This window comes from Lysinibacillus sp. NPDC093197 (assembly GCF_044754025.1).
In the GTDB taxonomy this organism is placed as follows: Bacteria; Bacillota; Bacilli; order Bacillales_A; family Planococcaceae; genus Lysinibacillus.
Window position 1 is genome coordinate 1 of the sequence record NZ_JBIVOH010000014.1, and the last position, 17808, is coordinate 17808.

The 17808-nt window shown below is 36.5% G+C and carries 20 protein-coding genes and 1 rRNA gene; 20 read left to right on the forward strand and 1 reads right to left on the reverse strand.

The window, feature by feature from the left end:
- The 13 genes from rrf to rsmI form a co-directional block, all read left to right on the forward strand.
- A 5S ribosomal RNA gene (gene rrf / locus ACIP9G_RS22175) occupies positions 1-94 on the forward strand; the annotation flags it as partial.
- Between the two features lie 176 nt (positions 95-270).
- The gene (locus ACIP9G_RS22180; protein ID WP_401022379.1) at positions 271-804 is read left to right on the forward strand and encodes a sigma-70 family RNA polymerase sigma factor; all 534 of its coding nucleotides are present in this window, start codon (positions 271-273) and stop codon (positions 802-804) included.
- Positions 797-2365, forward strand: a complete 1569-nt coding sequence (locus tag ACIP9G_RS22185) for a S26 family signal peptidase (protein WP_401022381.1) — start codon at positions 797-799, stop codon at positions 2363-2365. Before ACIP9G_RS22180 ends, ACIP9G_RS22185 begins: the two co-directional genes overlap by 8 nt.
- 191 nt (positions 2366-2556) lie before the next feature.
- On the forward strand, positions 2557-3981 hold the full coding sequence (locus tag ACIP9G_RS22190) for an aminotransferase class I/II-fold pyridoxal phosphate-dependent enzyme (protein WP_401022383.1): 1425 nt from the start codon (positions 2557-2559) through the stop codon (positions 3979-3981).
- Between the two features lie 17 nt (positions 3982-3998).
- On the forward strand, positions 3999-4628 hold the full coding sequence (gene tmk / locus ACIP9G_RS22195; protein ID WP_401022385.1) for a dTMP kinase: 630 nt from the start codon (positions 3999-4001) through the stop codon (positions 4626-4628).
- 311 nt (positions 4629-4939) lie between these two features.
- Positions 4940-5269 carry a cyclic-di-AMP receptor gene (locus ACIP9G_RS22200; RefSeq protein WP_024362572.1) on the forward strand — a complete coding sequence of 110 codons (330 nt, stop codon included), beginning with the start codon at positions 4940-4942 and terminating at the stop codon, positions 5267-5269.
- A 112-nt stretch (positions 5270-5381) separates the two neighbouring features.
- Positions 5382-5822, forward strand: a complete 441-nt coding sequence (locus ACIP9G_RS22205; RefSeq protein ID WP_340821465.1) for a YaaR family protein — start codon at positions 5382-5384, stop codon at positions 5820-5822.
- A 152-nt stretch (positions 5823-5974) separates the two neighbouring features.
- Positions 5975-6979, forward strand: a complete 1005-nt coding sequence (gene holB / locus ACIP9G_RS22210) for a DNA polymerase III subunit delta' (protein ID WP_401022387.1) — start codon at positions 5975-5977, stop codon at positions 6977-6979.
- Positions 6972-7787 (forward strand): PSP1 domain-containing protein, encoded by an 816-nt coding sequence (locus tag ACIP9G_RS22215; protein ID WP_340821463.1) that lies wholly within the window; start codon positions 6972-6974, stop codon positions 7785-7787. The genes holB and ACIP9G_RS22215 overlap by 8 nt, the downstream gene beginning before the upstream one ends.
- Positions 7788-7814: 27 nt before the next feature.
- Entirely contained in the window at positions 7815-8171 is a 357-nt protein-coding gene (yabA, locus tag ACIP9G_RS22220; RefSeq protein WP_228134245.1) for a DNA replication initiation control protein YabA, read from the forward strand.
- A 63-nt stretch (positions 8172-8234) separates the two neighbouring features.
- Positions 8235-8984 carry a tRNA1(Val) (adenine(37)-N6)-methyltransferase gene (locus tag ACIP9G_RS22225; protein WP_401022390.1) on the forward strand — a complete coding sequence of 250 codons (750 nt, stop codon included), beginning with the start codon at positions 8235-8237 and terminating at the stop codon, positions 8982-8984.
- On the forward strand, positions 8968-9231 hold the full coding sequence (locus ACIP9G_RS22230) for a GIY-YIG nuclease family protein (RefSeq protein WP_340821460.1): 264 nt from the start codon (positions 8968-8970) through the stop codon (positions 9229-9231). Before ACIP9G_RS22225 ends, ACIP9G_RS22230 begins: the two co-directional genes overlap by 17 nt.
- Positions 9228-10103, forward strand: a complete 876-nt coding sequence (gene rsmI / locus ACIP9G_RS22235; protein ID WP_401022392.1) for a 16S rRNA (cytidine(1402)-2'-O)-methyltransferase — start codon at positions 9228-9230, stop codon at positions 10101-10103. Before ACIP9G_RS22230 ends, rsmI begins: the two co-directional genes overlap by 4 nt.
- A 266-nt stretch (positions 10104-10369) precedes the next feature.
- On the opposite strand, the gene ACIP9G_RS22240 is transcribed toward rsmI, so the two are convergent.
- On the reverse strand, positions 10370-10648 hold the full coding sequence (locus ACIP9G_RS22240; protein ID WP_024362580.1) for a transition state genes transcriptional regulator AbrB: 279 nt from the start codon (positions 10646-10648) through the stop codon (positions 10370-10372).
- 346 nt (positions 10649-10994) lie between these two features.
- Between ACIP9G_RS22240 and metG the strand changes: the two genes are divergently transcribed.
- From metG to ACIP9G_RS22275, 7 genes are all read left to right on the forward strand, one after another.
- A complete protein-coding gene (metG, locus tag ACIP9G_RS22245) occupies positions 10995-12971 on the forward strand; it encodes a methionine--tRNA ligase (protein WP_401022394.1) in 1977 nt (658 codons plus the stop codon).
- A gap of 253 nt (positions 12972-13224) precedes the next feature.
- On the forward strand, positions 13225-13995 hold the full coding sequence (locus ACIP9G_RS22250) for a TatD family hydrolase (RefSeq protein WP_401022397.1): 771 nt from the start codon (positions 13225-13227) through the stop codon (positions 13993-13995).
- Between the two features lie 135 nt (positions 13996-14130).
- Positions 14131-15342, forward strand: coding sequence for a resuscitation-promoting factor (locus ACIP9G_RS22255; protein ID WP_340821455.1), 1212 nt, complete (start codon positions 14131-14133; stop codon positions 15340-15342).
- Positions 15343-15509: 167 nt separating this feature from the next.
- Complete coding sequence (gene rnmV / locus ACIP9G_RS22260) at positions 15510-16076, forward strand: ribonuclease M5 (protein ID WP_340821454.1); 567 nt, start codon at positions 15510-15512, stop codon at positions 16074-16076.
- Positions 16069-16950 (forward strand): 16S rRNA (adenine(1518)-N(6)/adenine(1519)-N(6))-dimethyltransferase RsmA, encoded by an 882-nt coding sequence (gene rsmA, locus ACIP9G_RS22265; protein WP_340821453.1) that lies wholly within the window; start codon positions 16069-16071, stop codon positions 16948-16950. Before rnmV ends, rsmA begins: the two co-directional genes overlap by 8 nt.
- 156 nt (positions 16951-17106) lie before the next feature.
- A complete protein-coding gene (gene veg / locus ACIP9G_RS22270) occupies positions 17107-17367 on the forward strand; it encodes a biofilm formation stimulator Veg (RefSeq protein WP_010857021.1) in 261 nt (86 codons plus the stop codon).
- A gap of 113 nt (positions 17368-17480) precedes the next feature.
- Entirely contained in the window at positions 17481-17660 is a 180-nt protein-coding gene (locus ACIP9G_RS22275) for a small, acid-soluble spore protein, alpha/beta type (RefSeq protein WP_004229193.1), read from the forward strand.
- Positions 17661-17808: the final 148 nt, after the last annotated feature.

The window sequence follows — 17808 nt, forward strand, 5'->3', positions numbered from 1 at the left end:
TCACACCCGTTCCCATACCGAACACGGAAGTTAAGCTCTTTAGCGCCGATGGTAGTTGGGGGCTTCCCCCTGTGAGAGTAGGACGTCGCTAGGCACATTCAAAACATCGAAGAGAAATCTTCGGTGTTTTTTTGTTTTTGCTAAAGTAATTGATTCCTTCCCATTAGTTAAAAAGTACATAAAAAGAAAATGAAACTATAGCTCATTTGTATCCGTCTATTGAGTAAAATTTATATTTAGTAATTTCAACATGATAGAAGGGGGGATTGTATGGAGCAGTATGAAGCACAAACTATGAAGGAAATTATGCATACATATGGAGACTATTTAATGAGATTATCGTATTTATATGTTAAGGACTGGGCTACAGCTGAAGATATTGTACAGGATGTTTTTATTAAGTTTTTCGAAACGCATCATCAATTTGAGGAACGTGCTACATTAAAAACTTACTTAGCTAAAATAACAATTAATCGATGTCATGATTATTTACGTAGTTGGAAAAGTAGAAGACAAATAATTTCGAACTACTGGTTAAATCAAATCTATGCAGAAAAGTGTTCAATAGATAGTGAGATGTTACAACGTTTAGAAAAGCTGGATATTGCTAAAAGTGTTCTACAGTTATCTGTGAAGTACCGTGAAGTAATTATATTGTTTTATTATGAAGAACTGACCACTGCGGCGATTGGAGAGTTACTGAATCTATCTGAGAATACAATTAAAACAAGATTGAGACGTGCAAGGGAGATGCTAAAACAGAGGTTAGATGAAGCAGAATGGGAGGTGTTACGGCATGAATAAAATAAAGCATGATTTTGATAAGTTATTTAGTGATGAATCAAGATTTTCAGAGGCAAATGAGAAACGAGTCATGCAAGAAATAATAGCTAGAAGAAATACTAGCCGTAAACGTTCATGGCAGTATCCTCTTATTATGTGTGGCTCTATATTTCTTATAGTTTTGCTTGCCGTGATTGTGTCGTTTGAATCAAATATATCCAAAGAAGAGTCACTAGCATTATGGTTGCAAGAAAGTGGCGCAGATGAAATTCTTTATGAAGAAATGAATGTGTTGCAAAAGGAAGATGCCCTTGTTGTTTATAAAGTACAGACAGGTTCGAGTTTGCTAGTTCATGCTGCATATTTAATTTTTAAGGATGGTGAATGGATTTCCACAGACCATTGTACAAATGGTTTTGGTACAGAAGATGCAACTGTGCATTATTTAAACTCTAGACAGGCGCCTTATTTATATTGTGGTACAGAGAGAAGCAACGGTTTAAAGAAAGTTATAGTTGGAAAACAGGAAGGGAAGATATTGGAGATAGCCAATGCTGGGATGTTTTGGTTCGCCTTTAGCAAGCAACCTGTAGCACGTGTAGTTTACGAATATATTGATGGATCAATGCAACGGATGAATTCCATTGAATGGGCGTCCACAGACATTGATGATAGGGTCCCTGTGATAGGTAATATGACGGGACAACAATATAAGATACAGTATACAAGTAATGCGATGAACCGTGGTAACCATGAATATACGTCCTATCCTATTGTTATTGAACCAAATGTTGAAAATTTAAATAGAGGCGACGTTGTATATGTAAATGCCGAGGATGGAACAAAGACGATAGCACGAATTGTAGGATTGCCTGGAGAAAAGATTGCCATTCATGATGGAACGATCATAGTAAATACAATACCCCTAGATATATACTATGGTTTTGCCACACAAATGGGCTTCGATGTGTTTGAAGCATATATCGACAAGCTGAAAGAGGATGGTGCGACTTTTGATGAAAATGAAATTCGTAAATATTTTTTTTGGAATATGGATGAATTGCCCCTTGATGCAGGCGAATATTATGTAGCAGCAGATAATTGGGGACACGGTATAATGACGAAAATTACGGATTCTCTAATTATAGGGAAAGTGCTAGGTTATGAAGCATTAGAGATAGCTAATGAATGGTCCAAAAGTGAAAGGGCATTATATGATGCTTTTAGAGAACAAAATGATGTGGAAATATTTCGTGATGTAGATCCATTGACGATAGCTCGTGTTCAGTTATACGCGAAATTTTTAGCCGATGAACAAACTGTGTATCGGCTATATACAACGCGGGAAAACTATTCGAAATGGAGCGAGGCCGAGCATATGCGTCAACATACACAAGTAGAGGCAGAAAGAAATAGATCTTGGGCATTGGAAATGGCGAAAGCGATGAAAAATGGGGCTTTTAAAGAATTGCCCGATCATGGAGGAGTCATCCTTTTTACACAAAATGAAAGTGACATGGGCTATCAAATGGTGAAAAATGAAAATGGTATTTGGCAAGTTGCCTTTATGCCAATTCAGTAGCTAAAATTAGTGGAACTCTTTTGAATCGTTTTAGCAGGGAGTTTTTATATCAATGGGAATTTAAAATCAAATGCTTTAATTGTTTTTTTCTACACTTAAATCTTAAGCTATCCTATTTTGTAGGATAGCTTTTTTATCCTGCAATAATCCCGTATAATTAAAGGATAATAAATTGAAAAGGGTGTCTTGTTTTGCAAAAGAAAAAGCCAATTGTAGAAGGTTTAGAGCGTTTTCGACAACAACAAAATATATCTTTTCATGTACCAGGACATAAACATGGTGAATTGTCACATCTACCACAAGCTTTTAAAGATGTCATGCGTTACGATGTGACAGAATTAACAGGACTAGATGACTTGCATTACCCTGAAGAGATGATTTTAGAGGCTGAAAATTTACTGGCTGATACATATGGCGTGATGAAAAGCTTTTTTTTAGTAGGTGGCTCTACGGTAGGAAATTTAGCTATGATTTATGCTACATGTAAAAGAGGCGATACGATTATCGTACAACGTAATGCACATAAGTCTATATTTCACGCAATTGAGCTAGTTGGAGCAAAGGCAGTATATGTTTCTCCTCAGTGGGATGATCGAACATTAACAGCAACACATGTCTCTTATCACGATTTAAAACAGGCAGTAGATTGTTATCCAGAGGCAAAGGCAGTTGTATTAACATACCCCACATATTACGGTATGACATCGAACGAAATTTCACAGCAAGTGGCATATTGTCATGAAAAAAAAATACCCGTTTTGGTAGATGAGGCTCATGGTGCTCATTTTAGTGCCTGTTCTTTATTTCAGCCATCTGCATTGACCTTTGGTGCAGATGTTGTTGTACAGTCAGCACACAAAACATTGCCAGCTATGACAATGGCTTCTTTTATGCATGTGAACTCAGAATTAGTGAATGTTGAAAGCATTCATCACTATTTGCGCATGTTACAATCCAGCAGTCCATCGTATGTATTGTTAGCTTCTTTAGATGATGCACGCTATTATATACAGACATATATGGAGAGTGATGGCGCATATATAATAGAGAAAAAAAATCAATGGGCTGAAGCATTACGTGCAATTGGCTCACTTGAAGTAATTGAAGTAGATGATCCTATAAAGTTATTGCTCCGAGTCAAAGGTTATAGTGGTTATCAATTACAAGAAGCATTAGAAGCTAAGCGTGTTTATGCCGAGCTTGCAGATGCACACCAAGTATTACTTGTATTGCCACTTTTAAAGCAAGGGTACAGTTACCCGTTTGCAGATATACGCGTTCGCATTAAAGATGCTGTTACAGCATTATTAAACACTGAAAAAACAGAAATACAAGCTGTTTCCCAAACTGCTTACAATTTTGTAGCTATTACAGAACCAATGTATTCGTTCGATGAAATAGCGAATATGAAGAAGGAATGGCTACCCTATATGCGAACGATGGGACGTACGGCTGCAAGTATGATTATTCCTTACCCTCCTGGTATACCATTACTTGTTCCAGGTGAGAAAATTACAGTGGCTAAACTAAGTCAACTAGAAGAATTACTTGCAACAGGTGCAACTTTCCAAGGAAATCACCGATTAGAAGAGAAAATGATTGAGGTCATTAAATAGTTGGAGGCAATAACAGCATGAAGTGCAATTTATTTATTACATTCGAAGGTCCAGAAGGTGCTGGCAAAACAACCGTTATTAAAAAAATCGCTGAACGGTTATCACTAGAAAATATAGATGTTTTAGCAACGAGAGAACCTGGAGGCATTGAAATCGCTGAAAAGATTCGTACAATCATTTTAAACCCGGAGCATACAGCAATGGATGAGCGTACAGAAGCATTATTATATGCGGCAGCTAGAAGTCAGCATTACTTTGAAAAAGTACGACCTGCTTTAGATGCTGGAAGAATGGTAATTTGTGATCGCTTTATCGATTCATCATTAGCTTACCAAGGATATGCACGTGGCATTGGTGTAGATGAGGTACTTTCCATTAATGAATTTGCAATAGGGAAGAAATTACCTGACTTAACAATTCTATTTGATATTTCTCCAGAGGTTGGTTTAGCACGTATTCATGCACATGGTGACCGAGAAGTGAACCGTCTCGATGTTGAAAGTCTGGCTTTTCACAAAAAGGTGCGTGAAGGATATTTACAATTAGTAAAACGTTATCCAGAACGTATAAATGTCGTCAATGCAGACCAAAGTATTGAGCGTGTAGTTGAAGATGTATGGGCAATATTGTACGAAGCAATACAGTAAAAACATGAAGTCGGCTACCATATTGTGATATAATGGTAACATACGGTGACAGATGAACTGCATCGGATAGAAGAGGACCTTTCCTTATAGGTGCTAAGAAGAATGCAATTGAACTAATTATCATCGGTTACGCAAATCAATGATAAAATGAAGAAGTGAATTTTTCTAGCGCAATTTATACTTCGTGTTAATAATACGAAAGCTTAAATAATTTTGTGCTTTTGTTTTAATTGAAGTTAAAATTGATGGTAGAAGTTGCTGTTTTTGAATAAATTCTATCAAGGCCAATTATATAAAAGGGGTGAGTGCGAATGAAGTTAGTCGTAGCTGTGGTACAAGATCAGGATAGTAGCCGCTTATCGAATGCTTTAACGAAAAATCAGTTTCGCGCAACAAAATTAGCGAGTACAGGGGGGTTTTTACGCTCTGGTAATACGACGTTCTTAATTGGAACAGAAGACTCTCTCATACCCAAAGTTTTAGATATTATCCGTGATAATTGTCGAGCGCGTGAACAGTTGGTTGCACCTGTTTCACCATTAGGTGGTAATGCAGATTCCTATATACCATATCCAGTGGAGGTAGAGGTAGGGGGCGCTACTGTATTTGTTTTACCGATTGAACAATTTCACCATTTTTAACGGTATTTAAATAAAAGATAAATATGTTGTTCAGTAAGAATTGCCAAGCAGACAGTACGAATTCACATATAAAGATGAATTTTATAAGAAAGCAATTGGGGGCGAAAGCAGCTTGAAGATCAATCAAGATATACGTGTCGGGTTAAATACTAATCGTACAGAGCCTCTTCAAAATAATAATCAAAACAACCGATTCGGTGATATGGTCGTTAAGCAAGGTTCAAAATTGCAAACCGAACAATTAACACGATTGTTGGGGGATATTTCTACTGCTGGTGACCGTGTTGCAAGATCCCGAAATTTGCGAGAGCTTGCTCGTTTTAAAATGCTTGTGAAGCGTTTTTTACAGGAAACTGTAGAACATGGAATGGAATTAAAACAATCACATACATGGAATCGCTTTGGTGAGGGAAGACGATTAAAAATTATTGAAACAATTGATAGTCGTCTTGTGGAACTTGCACAAGATATTTTAGATGAAGAAAAAGAAGCGATTGACCTTCTCGATAAAATTGGAGAGATTAAAGGTCTATTAATTAATTTATATATGTAAAACCCGTGTCTTGTTCACTTGTAGGCGCGGGCTTTTTTCAAATTGATTCAGTAGGGTTTTAAATATTAAAATTGGTGGAATGTATTTCTACTGAAATAAAATTACTTGTACAAGTCTAAAAGGCTTTGATATAGGAAGGAATTTAATAAAAAATGGCGAAGAATGTTGAAGAGCTTTTCACACTACAGCCAGTCGTAATGAAGCAGCTTCAAACGATTTTTGACAAAAATAGATTAGCCCATGCATACATTTTTGATGGCGAAAAAGGGACAGGAAAAGTGGATATTATGCGTTTTTTTGTAAAATTAATGCTATGTGAACATCCGCAAAAAAATGTTCCATGTGAAACATGTCGAAATTGCAGACGAGTAGATTCGGGAAATCATCCGAATATTCATCAAATTTATCCTGAAGGTCAATTTATTAAAATTGATCAAATACGTGATCTTATAGCTGAGATGAAGATGATGGGTGTAGAGCAAGGACGGAAAATTTACGTACTCCATCACGCAGATCGCCTCAATATAGCATCAGCTAACATGATTTTAAAGTTTTTAGAGGAACCGGATGGAGAAGTTACGGCTATTTTGTTAACAGAGCAGATGCAATCCATATTACCTACAATTCGTTCGCGCTGTCAGCATATTAAGTTTCAAAAAATGCCTAGACAAGTATTGTTAAAGCATTTGCAAGAAAACGAAATTCCCCACTCCATGGCTTCTACAGTTAGCATGATGACGAACGAGCTCGAAACAGCTATTTTTTTAGCAAAAGATGAGCAGTTTGCACAGGCTCGAAAAACAGTGTTAAAATTAGTAGAGGCAATTCGCCAAAATGTACATGAAGCTATGATTGTTGTGCATGAGGAATGGTTGCCACTATTTAAGGAAAAAGGCGAAATGGAGCAAGCATTGGATTTACTACTATTTGCTTACCGTGATATAGTGTCAATAAAAGCTAATCCCGAAGCAGCTTGTACTTATCCAGACATGTTACAGACTTTTAAAGAAGCTGCGTTACATTCGACTTTCGAACGCCTATCTAGTCAAATGGAGGCTATTTTACAGGCGCGCGCATCTTTACAGCGTAACATGAATAGGACGTTAATGATGGAGCAGCTAATGCTTAATCTGCAGGAGGGATATACATTTGTATAATGTAGTAGGAATCCGCTTTAAAAAAGCGGGTAAAATATATTATTTCGATCCAGCATCATTTCTACTAGAAGACAGTCAATATGTCATTGTAGAGACAGCTCGCGGTGTAGAATATGGTAAGGTAGTTGTCCCTCAAAAAGTAGTAGGGGAAAATGATGTCGTATTACCACTTAAACAAGTACTACGACCAGCAGATGAACGGGATCGAATCCAAGTTGAAGAAAATGCAATCGAGTCAAAGCGGGCATTTGAGCTAGCAAGTGCAAAAATCATAGAACACAAACTAGAGATGAAACTTGTTGATGTAGAATATACATTTGATCGTAATAAAATAATTTTTTATTTTACAGCAGAAGGTCGGGTCGATTTTAGGGATTTAGTAAAAGATTTAGCCTCTGTTTTTAGAACACGTATCGAGCTACGCCAAATTGGTGTACGAGATGAAGCAAAATTATTAGGTGGTATCGGTCCATGTGGCCGAATGCTATGCTGTTCAACATTTTTAGGTGATTTTGATCCAGTGTCTATCAAAATGGCAAAAGATCAAAATTTATCTTTAAACCCATCAAAAATATCTGGGTTATGTGGTCGTTTAATGTGCTGTTTAAAGTATGAAAACGATGAGTATGAAGAAGCAAAAGAAGGTATGCCAGATGTTGGTGAAATGACAATGACACCAGATGGCCGCGGAAGAGTTGTAGGTTTAAATGTGCTGGAAAGAATTGTTCAAGTATATTTACAAGAGCAGGAGCGCACGGTTGAGTATACACTAGAAGAACTGCTGGCATGCGAAAAAAATCTTATATAAGATAGAGAATTTAACGAGGTGGCTTGGGTGAAGGACCGTAATTTCTTAGATACCGTTATGGAGTTCGAACAACAGCTCGAAGCAATGCAGGAGCAATTTGGTGCATTGAAGCAATTTGTAGCGTTAATGATGGAAGAACATAAGGCACTCGAAACAGAAAATCATCACCTTCGTACACGTCTAGAAGAACTCCTTTCTAAAGAGAACACCGTACAGGCTGCAGATGAGAAGAAAGAGATTCCATTAGATATTGGCGAGGGATATGATAACTTAGCACGTCTATACCAAGAGGGCTTCCACGTTTGTCATGTTCATTTTGGGAGTTCACGTAAAGGTGAAGACTGTCTGTTTTGTCTATCATTTTTAAATAAGCAAAATGTGTAATAGAAGACTGATTCCCGCTTCGGTGGTGTCAGTCTTTTGTTTTGTATAGTAGGAGGAAGATTCGTGGAAAATTGGTTAAAGGATGATGAAAGGCTAGATTATTTGTTGGCAGAGGATTTACGTATTATTCAAAGCCCATCTGTCTTTTCTTTTTCATTGGATGCAGTGCTACTTTCGAAATTTGTCAATGTACCTTATTATAAAGGAAAAATTGTTGACTTGTGTTCGGGTAATGGTGTCATACCACTATTTTTAAGTGCCAGAACGAAAGGACAAATTACAGGTGTAGAAATACAACCACGTTTATTTGATATGGCAGAGCGAAGTATTCGTTATAATAACTTAGAGGAACAAATCCAAATGGTCCTTGGTGATGTAAAAGAAATTCCATCACAATTAGGGGTCGAAAAATATGATGTGGTAACATGTAACCCGCCGTATTTCTTAGCCCATGAAGCGAGTGATAAAAATTTAAGTGAACATCATGCTATTGCACGACACGAGCTACATTTAACACTCGATGAAGCGGTTCAGTCTGCAAGTAAATTATTAAAGCAAGGTGGAAAAGCAGCATTCGTTCATCGACCTGGCCGCCTTTTAGATATTGTCACTGCGATGCGGGCAAATCGATTAGAACCAAAACGAATGCAGCTAATTTATCCGAAAGAGGGGAAAGAAGCCAATACCTTATTAATAGAAGGAATAAAGGATGGTAAACCGGATTTGAAAATATTACCCCCACTTTATGTTTATGATGCAAACAATGAATATACAGCAGAAGTGAGAGAAATGCTCTATGGAAAAAACGAATAGCCATTTCTTCTATGTATTAGAATGTGCAGACAAGTCGTACTATGCAGGTTATACAAATAATATAGACAAGCGTGTTGCCGCACATAATGCAGGTAAAGGTGCTAAATATACAAAGGCAAGGGGACCTGTAGAATGTATATATGTCGAAGCTTTCGACACAAAACAAGAAGCGATGCGAGCAGAATATGCTTTTAAGCAGTTAACACGGACGCAAAAAACAAAATATATAGGGAGGGATAAATCGTGAAATCACAAAAAAGTACGATGCACACTCATCAAGGATACTTATATCTAGTAGCAACACCAATTGGGAATTTAGAGGATATGAGTGTACGTGCACTTCGTATATTAAAAGAAGCGGATGTGATCGCTGCTGAAGATACACGTAATACAAAGAAGCTTTGTAACTATTTTGAAATTGATACACCACTTGTGAGTTACCACGAACATAATATCGATGCTGGGGGAGAGAAGCTATTAGGCTTTTTGCGAGAAGGAAAAACGGTGGCATTAGTTAGTGACGCTGGTCTACCTTGTATTTCTGATCCTGGAGCAGATATTGTCGTAAAGGCAATCGCGGAAGGAATTGCGGTAGTACCAATACCAGGTGCCAATGCAGCAATATCAGCTTTAATTGCGTCAGGATTAACACCTCAGCCATTTTTCTTTTACGGTTTTTTAAACCGGGGGAAAAAAGAGAGACGACAGCAATTAGAGCAATTAAAAAATCGACAAGAAACTATCTTATTTTATGAGGCGCCACATCGCTTAAAGGAAACGTTAAAGGATATGGAATTAATTCTTGGCAATCGTCGTATTGTGCTAGCACGTGAACTGACAAAGAAATTTGAGGAATTCCTTCGTGGTACCTTAACAGAAGCGGTTGAGTGGTCACAAACCGAAGAAATTCGAGGAGAATTTTGCATTGTTCTAGAAGGAAATCAAAATGCAGAAGAAGACAATCAAGAAGAGGCATATTGGAAAGACATGAGTGTTGTGGAACACGTCGATTATATTATTGCTGAAACAGACGTTACTTCTAAGGAAGCAATTAAAGAAGTAGCAAAACTACGTCAAGTAGCAAAACGAGATATTTATAATACTTATCATAGTGAGTAAGTGTCAATAAAAGCTGGGTTGTCTCAATAGAGGCAACCTTTTTTGATTAATTTATACAAAATTTTACAATATACTGTAATTTTCTTTGTTAAAATAAAATATTTAAAATTGATAATAATTGTAAAAAAGAGTAATCTTAATAAAAGATGTCTGACATGGACATTATAAGGGAATCATGTATATTACTTTTCCATTATAAAAAGAAATTTTTATCAAATAATAAAAACACCTAAATCTTTGTTCTCGATTTAGGTGCTAGAAAGAAATTATTTTTTTAAGCTAGATTGGATTTCTTTCATTAACATTTCTGCGCCTTCAGGACTTAAAATTAATTTGCCTCCAACTAGACGGAAGTTATCATCAGAAACTTCGCCAGTAACAGCACATGTCATATTAGGCATATATTTTTTTAGGATGATTTTGTCATCATCTACGTAGATTTCTAAAGCGTCTTTTTCAGCGATACCTAATGTACGGCGAAGTTCGATTGGAATTACCACACGACCTAATTCATCGACTTTACGAACAATTCCTGTTGATTTCATAATTATTTTTCCTCCTAAAAGTAAAAGTTATATTGTATTTCGTCAAATTTCGACATTATTTCTTTGTCTGATAGTTATCATACCAAGTAATGCCATAAACGTCAATTAATTAATACAGTAATAATCTCTTAATTGTAAAAATTTTTGAGAAGAAAACTGTTATTTCAATTTTTTTAAAAGGTTTTTATTATAGATTTTATTTTATAGTAAAAAAGCTTCTTATAAAATACATTAAATGGATTAGTATAATATTCGACAATTTTCGCATTCAATAAACTTTCATTGAAACGAATTTCGTACTTCGATAGAATAGATATTATACTGTGAAACATTGGAGGCAGTTCTCGTGAGCGAACAAAACAAAACATTCTATATAACAACCCCGATTTATTATCCAAGTGGAAAATTTCATATTGGTACGGCGTACACGACAGTGGCGTCTGATACGATAGCACGTTATAAACGTTTACGCGGATATGATGTACGTTTCTTAACAGGGATGGATGAACACGGACAAAAAATTCAAGAAAAGGCAGCAGAAGCTGGCAAGCATCCTCAGGAATATGTAAATGAGATTGCCGTGGCAGCAAAAAAACTTTGGACATTAATGGACATTTCATATGATGATTTCATTCAAACAACAGAGGAACGTCATAAAAAAACTGTCGAAAAGATTTTCCAAAAGTTTTTAGATAACGGCGATATTTATAAAGGTGAGTATGAAGGCTGGTACTGCACACCTTGTGAGTCATTTTTTACAGAGACACAATTAGAAGATGGTAAATGTCCAGATTGTGGACGTGCCGTACACAAAGTGAAAGAGGAATCTTACTTCTTTAATATGAAGAAATACGCTGATCGACTATTAGCTTATTATGAAGAAAATCCTGATTTCATCGAGCCAGAATCACGTAAAAATGAAATGATTAACAACTTTATTAAACCAGGGCTTGAAGATTTATCAGTTTCCCGTACTTCATTCGACTGGGGTATTAAAGTGCCTGGAGACCCAAAACACGTAATTTATGTTTGGGTAGATGCGTTAACAAATTATATTACTTCTTTAGGATACTTATCAGATGATGAAACATTATTTAACAGATATTGGCCAGCAGACGTGCATGTAGTTGGAAAAGATATTGTACGTTTCCATACAATCTATTGGCCAATATTCTTAATGGCTCTTGATTTACCATTACCTAAAAAAGTTTTCGCACATGGATTTATTATGATGAAGGACGGTAAAATGTCTAAATCAAAAGGAAATGTTGTATATCCAGAGATGCTTATCGAGCGTTATGGATTAGATGCAACGCGTTACTTCCTATTAAGAGAGCTCCCATTTGGCTCTGACGGTGTATTTTCTCCAGAATCGTTTGTTGAGCGAACAAATTTTGATTTAGCAAATGATTTAGGCAATTTATTAAACCGTACGATTTCTATGATTAACAAATATTTTGATGGCAATATTCCTACAGAAAATCTTCAATCTACTGAATTTGATGAGGCATTAAAAGTGCATGCAGAATCAGTACGTATTAAATATGAAGAAAGTATGGAAAAAATGCAATTTAGTGTCGTATTAGCCGACCTATGGACGCTAGTATCACGCACAAATAAATACATTGATGAAACACAACCATGGGTTCTTGCTAAAGATGAGGCAGATAAGCCAAAATTAGGGGCTGTTATGCGAAATTTGGCAGAGAGCTTGCAACATATTGCAGTCATGTTACAACCATTTATGACATCTTCACCGACACGTATTATCCAACAATTGGGTCTAGATGACAAATTCTTAGCATGGGAAACAATTGAAACATTCGGTAATACTATTCCAGCAAACATTAAAGTGGTAGAAAAAGGAACGCCGATTTTCCCTCGTTTAGATAGCGAAATTGAAATTACTTATATTCGAGAGGAAATGCGTGGCTCAGTAAAAACTTCTCAGGAGGAAGAACCAAGCGTAGAATCAAAAGCTGTTGAGGTTCCAGAAATTCCGGAAATTTCAATTGATGATTTTATGAAAGTTGACTTACGTGTGGCAACGGTTACAGCATGTGAGCAAGTCCCTAAAGCAGATAAATTATTAAAGCTTCAGGTTGACCTTGGTTATGAGCAACGCCAAGTAGTTTCGGGTATTGCAAAGTACTATTCTGCTGAAGAATTAGTCGGGCAAAAAGTAATCGTAGTTGCAAACCTAAAACCTGTTAAGTTACGTGGTGAATTATCACAAGGAATGATATTAGCTGGCGAAAAAGATGGAATTTTAAAGCTTGCGTCTGTTGATCCAAAACTTGAAAATGGTGCAAAGGTAAAATAAAAAACGAAGAATGGCCTGCTGAGTAGAAAATATTCAGCAGGCCATTGTAAATTTGGACTAAAAATGGTTGTTTAATTATTTTAGGATAATTTATGCAATGCGGAAATTGACGAATTTTAGGTATATGGTAATAGTTATGGCGAATATATATATGTGTATTGTCATAATACTAAATTGTTTGTAACAAAATTGTAATACTGATGAAAAATATGAAATAATATTTTTTAATAAAATCAATGTTAGGAGAATGGCAATGTTTATCGATACACATGTACATTTGAATGCAGAGCAGTATCAAGAAGACTTACAAGAAGTCATTGATCGAGCTCTTGAAGCAAAAGTTGAAACTATGGTAGTTGTAGGATTTGATCGTAAAACGATTGAAAAAACAATGGAATTAGTAGAGCAATATGATTTTATTTATGGTGTTATTGGTTGGCATCCAGTAGATGCCATTGATTGTACTGAAGAGGATTTAAAATGGATTGAAGAATTGGCAGCACATCCTAAAATCGTCGGAATTGGCGAAACAGGATTAGACTATTATTGGGATAAATCACCAAAAGATATTCAACAAGCCCTTTTTCGCAAGCAAATTCATTTAGCGCAAAAAGTAAATTTACCAATTATTATTCATAACAGAGAGGCGACAGCAGATGTAGTCAACATTTTGCGCGAAGAAAACGCAGCTACTGTTGGAGGCGTAATGCATTGTTATAGCGGAAGTGTAGAAACTGCTTGTCAATGCATTGGAATGAATTTTATGATTAGTCTTGGTGGACCAGTGACTTTTAAAAATGCCCGTATGCCGAAGGAAGTCGCAATGGAAATACCTTTAGAGCACTTAATGATTGAAACAGATGCGCCATATTTAGCGCCACATCCATATCGCGGTAAACGTAACGAACCAGCATTGGTGCCGTTAGTTGCAGAGGAAATTGCACGTTTAAGAGAAATATCAATTGAGGAAGTTGCACAAGTAACGACTGCCAATGCAAAAAAAATTTTTAGGATTGACGATTAACTAGCTAAAGTGCCTCCAATACTGTGTTTGCGGTTGGCTAAAATAGCATGGTCAAATTTTTTTGAAATACAATCGGGTTGACAGTGCTAATTCTAGTCCGTATAATCCAACTTTGTATTAAGGAGGCGTTTTTTCATGTCAAATAATTCCATGAAAAACTTGTTCTTAGGATCATTGAGGAGTAAGCAAACAGTGATAAGAATTGTTTCACTTGTCCTGTTTGTATCAGTAATTTCATTCGTACTTTTCCAAGGTACTAAAAAAACCGTAACGCTTAGCGCTAACGGGGAAGCAATTGAAGTAGCAACACATGCCAAAACTGTAGAAGAACTATTACAAAATCAAAATATAGACGTAGCAGCGCATGATAAAATATCACCCTCTCTGAATGCCAAAATTGTTAATGGATTAGCAATTACTTGGGAACAGGCAAAAGAAGTAACAATTTCAGTTGATGGAAATCAGTCAAAAGTTTGGACAACTGAAAAACTAGTGAAGAACATTTTGAAGGAAGCAAATATCGAAGTATCAGAGCATGATACATTAAAGCAGAGCTTGGATACAGAAGTAGGAGCAGATAACAAAATCGATATTCAAAAAGCGTTTCAGTTAACGCTTGTCGATGGTTTAGAAAATAGACAAGTTTGGTCCACTTCGACTACGGTCGCTAACTTTTTAAAACAACAGGGAATTCAGCTAAATGAATTCGATCGTGTCGAGAATAACCTGGAGGACGTTATCACTCCAGAGAGTAAAATCGCAGTAGTTCGCGTAGAAAAGGTTATCGATGTAGTGGAAGACTCATTAGATTTCGCAATTGAAAAGAAGCAGGATGCTTCTTTGCTAAAAGGAAAACAAAAAGTAGTAACTACGGGCGAGAAGGGTAAAATTTCTCGAACGTATGAAGTCGTTAAAGAAAACGGCAAAATTGTCGCGAAAAATTTACAATCTGAAAAAGTCATAAATGAGCCAAAGAAACAAGTAGTTGCCGTTGGTACTAAACAATTAGTAGCAAGCACTACAACTGTGTCTCGTGGTTCAGCAGAGCCATCTAGTGGGAAAGAGTTTTATGTGACTGCAACCGCTTATACACCTTACTGTAAGGGTTGTTCAGGAACATCAGCTACTGGCATTAACTTACGTTCAGATTCTGGCTTAAAGGTAATTGCAGTAGATCCATCTGTTATTAAACTAGGCTCAAAAGTTTGGGTTGAAGGCTATGGAACAGCGATTGCTGGGGATACTGGTGGGTCAATTAAGGGTAATAAGATCGACATACTAGTACAATCAGATGCACAAGCTCGTAATTGGGGACGCAAGAAAGTGCGCATTAAAGTATTAAATTAAAAAAATTGTAAAAAATATCAAAATGTTTTCACTAAGCATTCGCTTTCCTGTATTGACTGGCAGGAAAGCTTTTTTCATGTATACGACGCAATAGCTTTGTATTTCTGTACAATCATACAGGGCAGTTGTAAAATGGTCTGAAGATAAGGTAGAAAAGAGGAGCCTTTTTGCAAATACAAGAAGTGATTGTCGTTGAAGGAAAAGATGATACAACCGCCATTAAGCGAGCTGTTCAGGCAGATACGATTGAAACGAATGGATCTGCCATTTCAGAAGAGACGCTTAAACGTATTCAGCATGCACAGGATAAACGAGGTGTCATAGTGTTCACAGACCCTGATTACCCAGGACGCAGAATTCGAGCAATTATTGAACAACACGTACAAGGTGTTAAACATGCCTTTTTACCGAAATCCAAAACAATTGCGAAGAATGGTAAAGGTTTAGGTATTGAGCATGCGGCAGATGAGGATATTCGTGAGGCGTTAAGTCTTGTTTATACGCCAAATAGCACTGAGCCCATTGCTGATGATATTACACTAGAAGATTTAATGACTGCTCGCTTAATTGGTCATCCATCGGCGAAAAGTCGCCGAGATCGTCTAGGAGAAATTTTAAATATAGGTGCAACAAATGGTAAACAACTTCATAAAAGATTGAAAATGTTTCAAATAACAGAACTGCAATTTGGTGCAGCTGTCGCACAGGTAGATCAGGAGGAAAATAATGCATAAGGATATTGCAACACCGATTCGAACACAGGAAATTTTGAAGAAATATGGATTTTCGTTTAAAAAAAGTTTAGGACAAAATTTTTTAATCGATCCAAATATTTTAAGAAACATCGTTAGTCATGCAAATTTAACGGAAAATAGTGGCGCAATTGAAGTAGGACCAGGCATTGGCGCATTAACAGAGCATCTAGCACGCAGCGCAAAAAAGGTCGTATCGTTTGAAATAGATCAGCGCTTATTACCAGTACTAGCAGATACGTTAAGTCCATATAATAACGTGTCTATCGTTCATTCTGATATTTTAAAGGCTGATGTGGCGAAGGTCATTGAGGAAGAAATGCCAGGCATTGAAGATATTATGGTTGTAGCTAATTTGCCTTATTATGTTACAACGCCTATTTTAATGAAATTGCTAAATGATCGTTTACCAATACGTGGATTTGTTGTGATGATGCAGAAGGAAGTCGCTGATCGCATTACAGCAAAACCAGGAACAAAAGAATATGGTTCACTATCTATTGCAATTCAGTATTATGTAAAGGCTGAAATTGCTATGACTGTGCCGAAAACTGTATTTATGCCACAACCAAATGTAGATTCAGCAGTTATTCGCCTTATTAAGCATAATGAGCCACCGGTAAATGTTATTGACGAGGATTTCCTTTTCGTAGTAACACGTGCTTCATTTGTACAGCGCCGTAAAACAATTTTAAATAATTTACAATCGGGTCTACCAAATGGTAAAGCAAATAAAGAAAAAATAATTGAAGCTTTAGAATCTGTGAATATTGACCCAACTCGTCGTGGTGAGACGTTGTCAATTCAAGAGTTTGGAAAGTTAGCGGATGCCTTATATCCAACCTTTGCAAAGTGAAAAAATATGTTACATTTTCAGTCGAAATGAAAAAAAAACGTATTTTTTTGAAAAAAATAAGTTGACAACATTTATAGAGGGCTGATAAAATATTATATTTTGTTGACATTTTTGGGCGTATCCCTTATACTAGGTAATAGTGAGGTGTAAGCGAAAATGCCAAAAACTTTAGCGGACATTAAAAAGTCGTTGGATTGTCATTTGGGTAAACGTTTGCAGTTAAAAGCAAACGGAGGTCGCAAGAAAACGGTCGAGTGTGCAGGGATATTGCGTGAAACATATCGCGCAATTTTTGTAGTTGAACTTGATCAAGAAGACAATACGTGCAAACGCGTATCGTATAGCTACACAGATATTTTAACTGAGGCAGTAGAGATTACATTTTTAGACGAAGCACAGGCTGCTGTCGCGAAATAGTTTCTAGTACTTATTTCTATATTTTGAAGCACTCATGTATGTTAAAAACTACATGAGTGTTTTTCGTTTTATCGGACATACTAATTTCGTCAGTTGTTAAAGGAGGAGTTTGCATGCCTAGAAAGGGAATCATGTCACCTCGTTTAAAAGAAGAGATCGCCAAAGAACTTGGATTTTATGATGTTGTGCAAAAAGAAGGTTGGGGCGGAATTAAAGCTCGAGATGCTGGTAATATGGTGAAACGTGCCATTGAGATGGCAGAAAGAGCAAGCAGTGAGCAAGAGCGTAAGTAGTGTACTTCGCATTAAATAACTTGCTTACATTTTTACTTCATTCAGCTAGGAATTGAGCCGATGCTGAACACAACAAAACAACTGACGAGAGAGAACCGTTTTTATAACGGTTCTTTTTTCAGTTTGCTTTCTCATTATGGTAAAATAA

What these genes read in the sequence shown, in the direction of transcription:
- ACIP9G_RS22180 (WP_401022379.1), top strand. Translation starts at nt 271, where the DNA reads ATGGAGCAGTATGAAGCACAAACTATGAAGGAAATTATGCATACATAT.
- ACIP9G_RS22185 (WP_401022381.1), top strand. Translation starts at nt 797, where the DNA reads ATGAATAAAATAAAGCATGATTTTGATAAGTTATTTAGTGATGAATCA.
- tmk (WP_401022385.1), top strand. Translation starts at nt 3,999, where the DNA reads ATGAAGTGCAATTTATTTATTACATTCGAAGGTCCAGAAGGTGCTGGC.
- ACIP9G_RS22200 (WP_024362572.1), top strand. Translation starts at nt 4,940, where the DNA reads ATGAAGTTAGTCGTAGCTGTGGTACAAGATCAGGATAGTAGCCGCTTA.
- holB (WP_401022387.1), top strand. Translation starts at nt 5,975, where the DNA reads ATGGCGAAGAATGTTGAAGAGCTTTTCACACTACAGCCAGTCGTAATG.
- ACIP9G_RS22230 (WP_340821460.1), top strand. Translation starts at nt 8,968, where the DNA reads ATGGAAAAAACGAATAGCCATTTCTTCTATGTATTAGAATGTGCAGAC.
- ACIP9G_RS22240 (WP_024362580.1), bottom strand. Translation starts at nt 10,648, where the DNA reads ATGAAATCAACAGGAATTGTTCGTAAAGTCGATGAATTAGGTCGTGTG.
- ACIP9G_RS22250 (WP_401022397.1), top strand. Translation starts at nt 13,225, where the DNA reads ATGTTTATCGATACACATGTACATTTGAATGCAGAGCAGTATCAAGAA.
- ACIP9G_RS22255 (WP_340821455.1), top strand. Translation starts at nt 14,131, where the DNA reads ATGTCAAATAATTCCATGAAAAACTTGTTCTTAGGATCATTGAGGAGT.
- rsmA (WP_340821453.1), top strand. Translation starts at nt 16,069, where the DNA reads ATGCATAAGGATATTGCAACACCGATTCGAACACAGGAAATTTTGAAG.
- veg (WP_010857021.1), top strand. Translation starts at nt 17,107, where the DNA reads ATGCCAAAAACTTTAGCGGACATTAAAAAGTCGTTGGATTGTCATTTG.
- ACIP9G_RS22275 (WP_004229193.1), top strand. Translation starts at nt 17,481, where the DNA reads ATGCCTAGAAAGGGAATCATGTCACCTCGTTTAAAAGAAGAGATCGCC.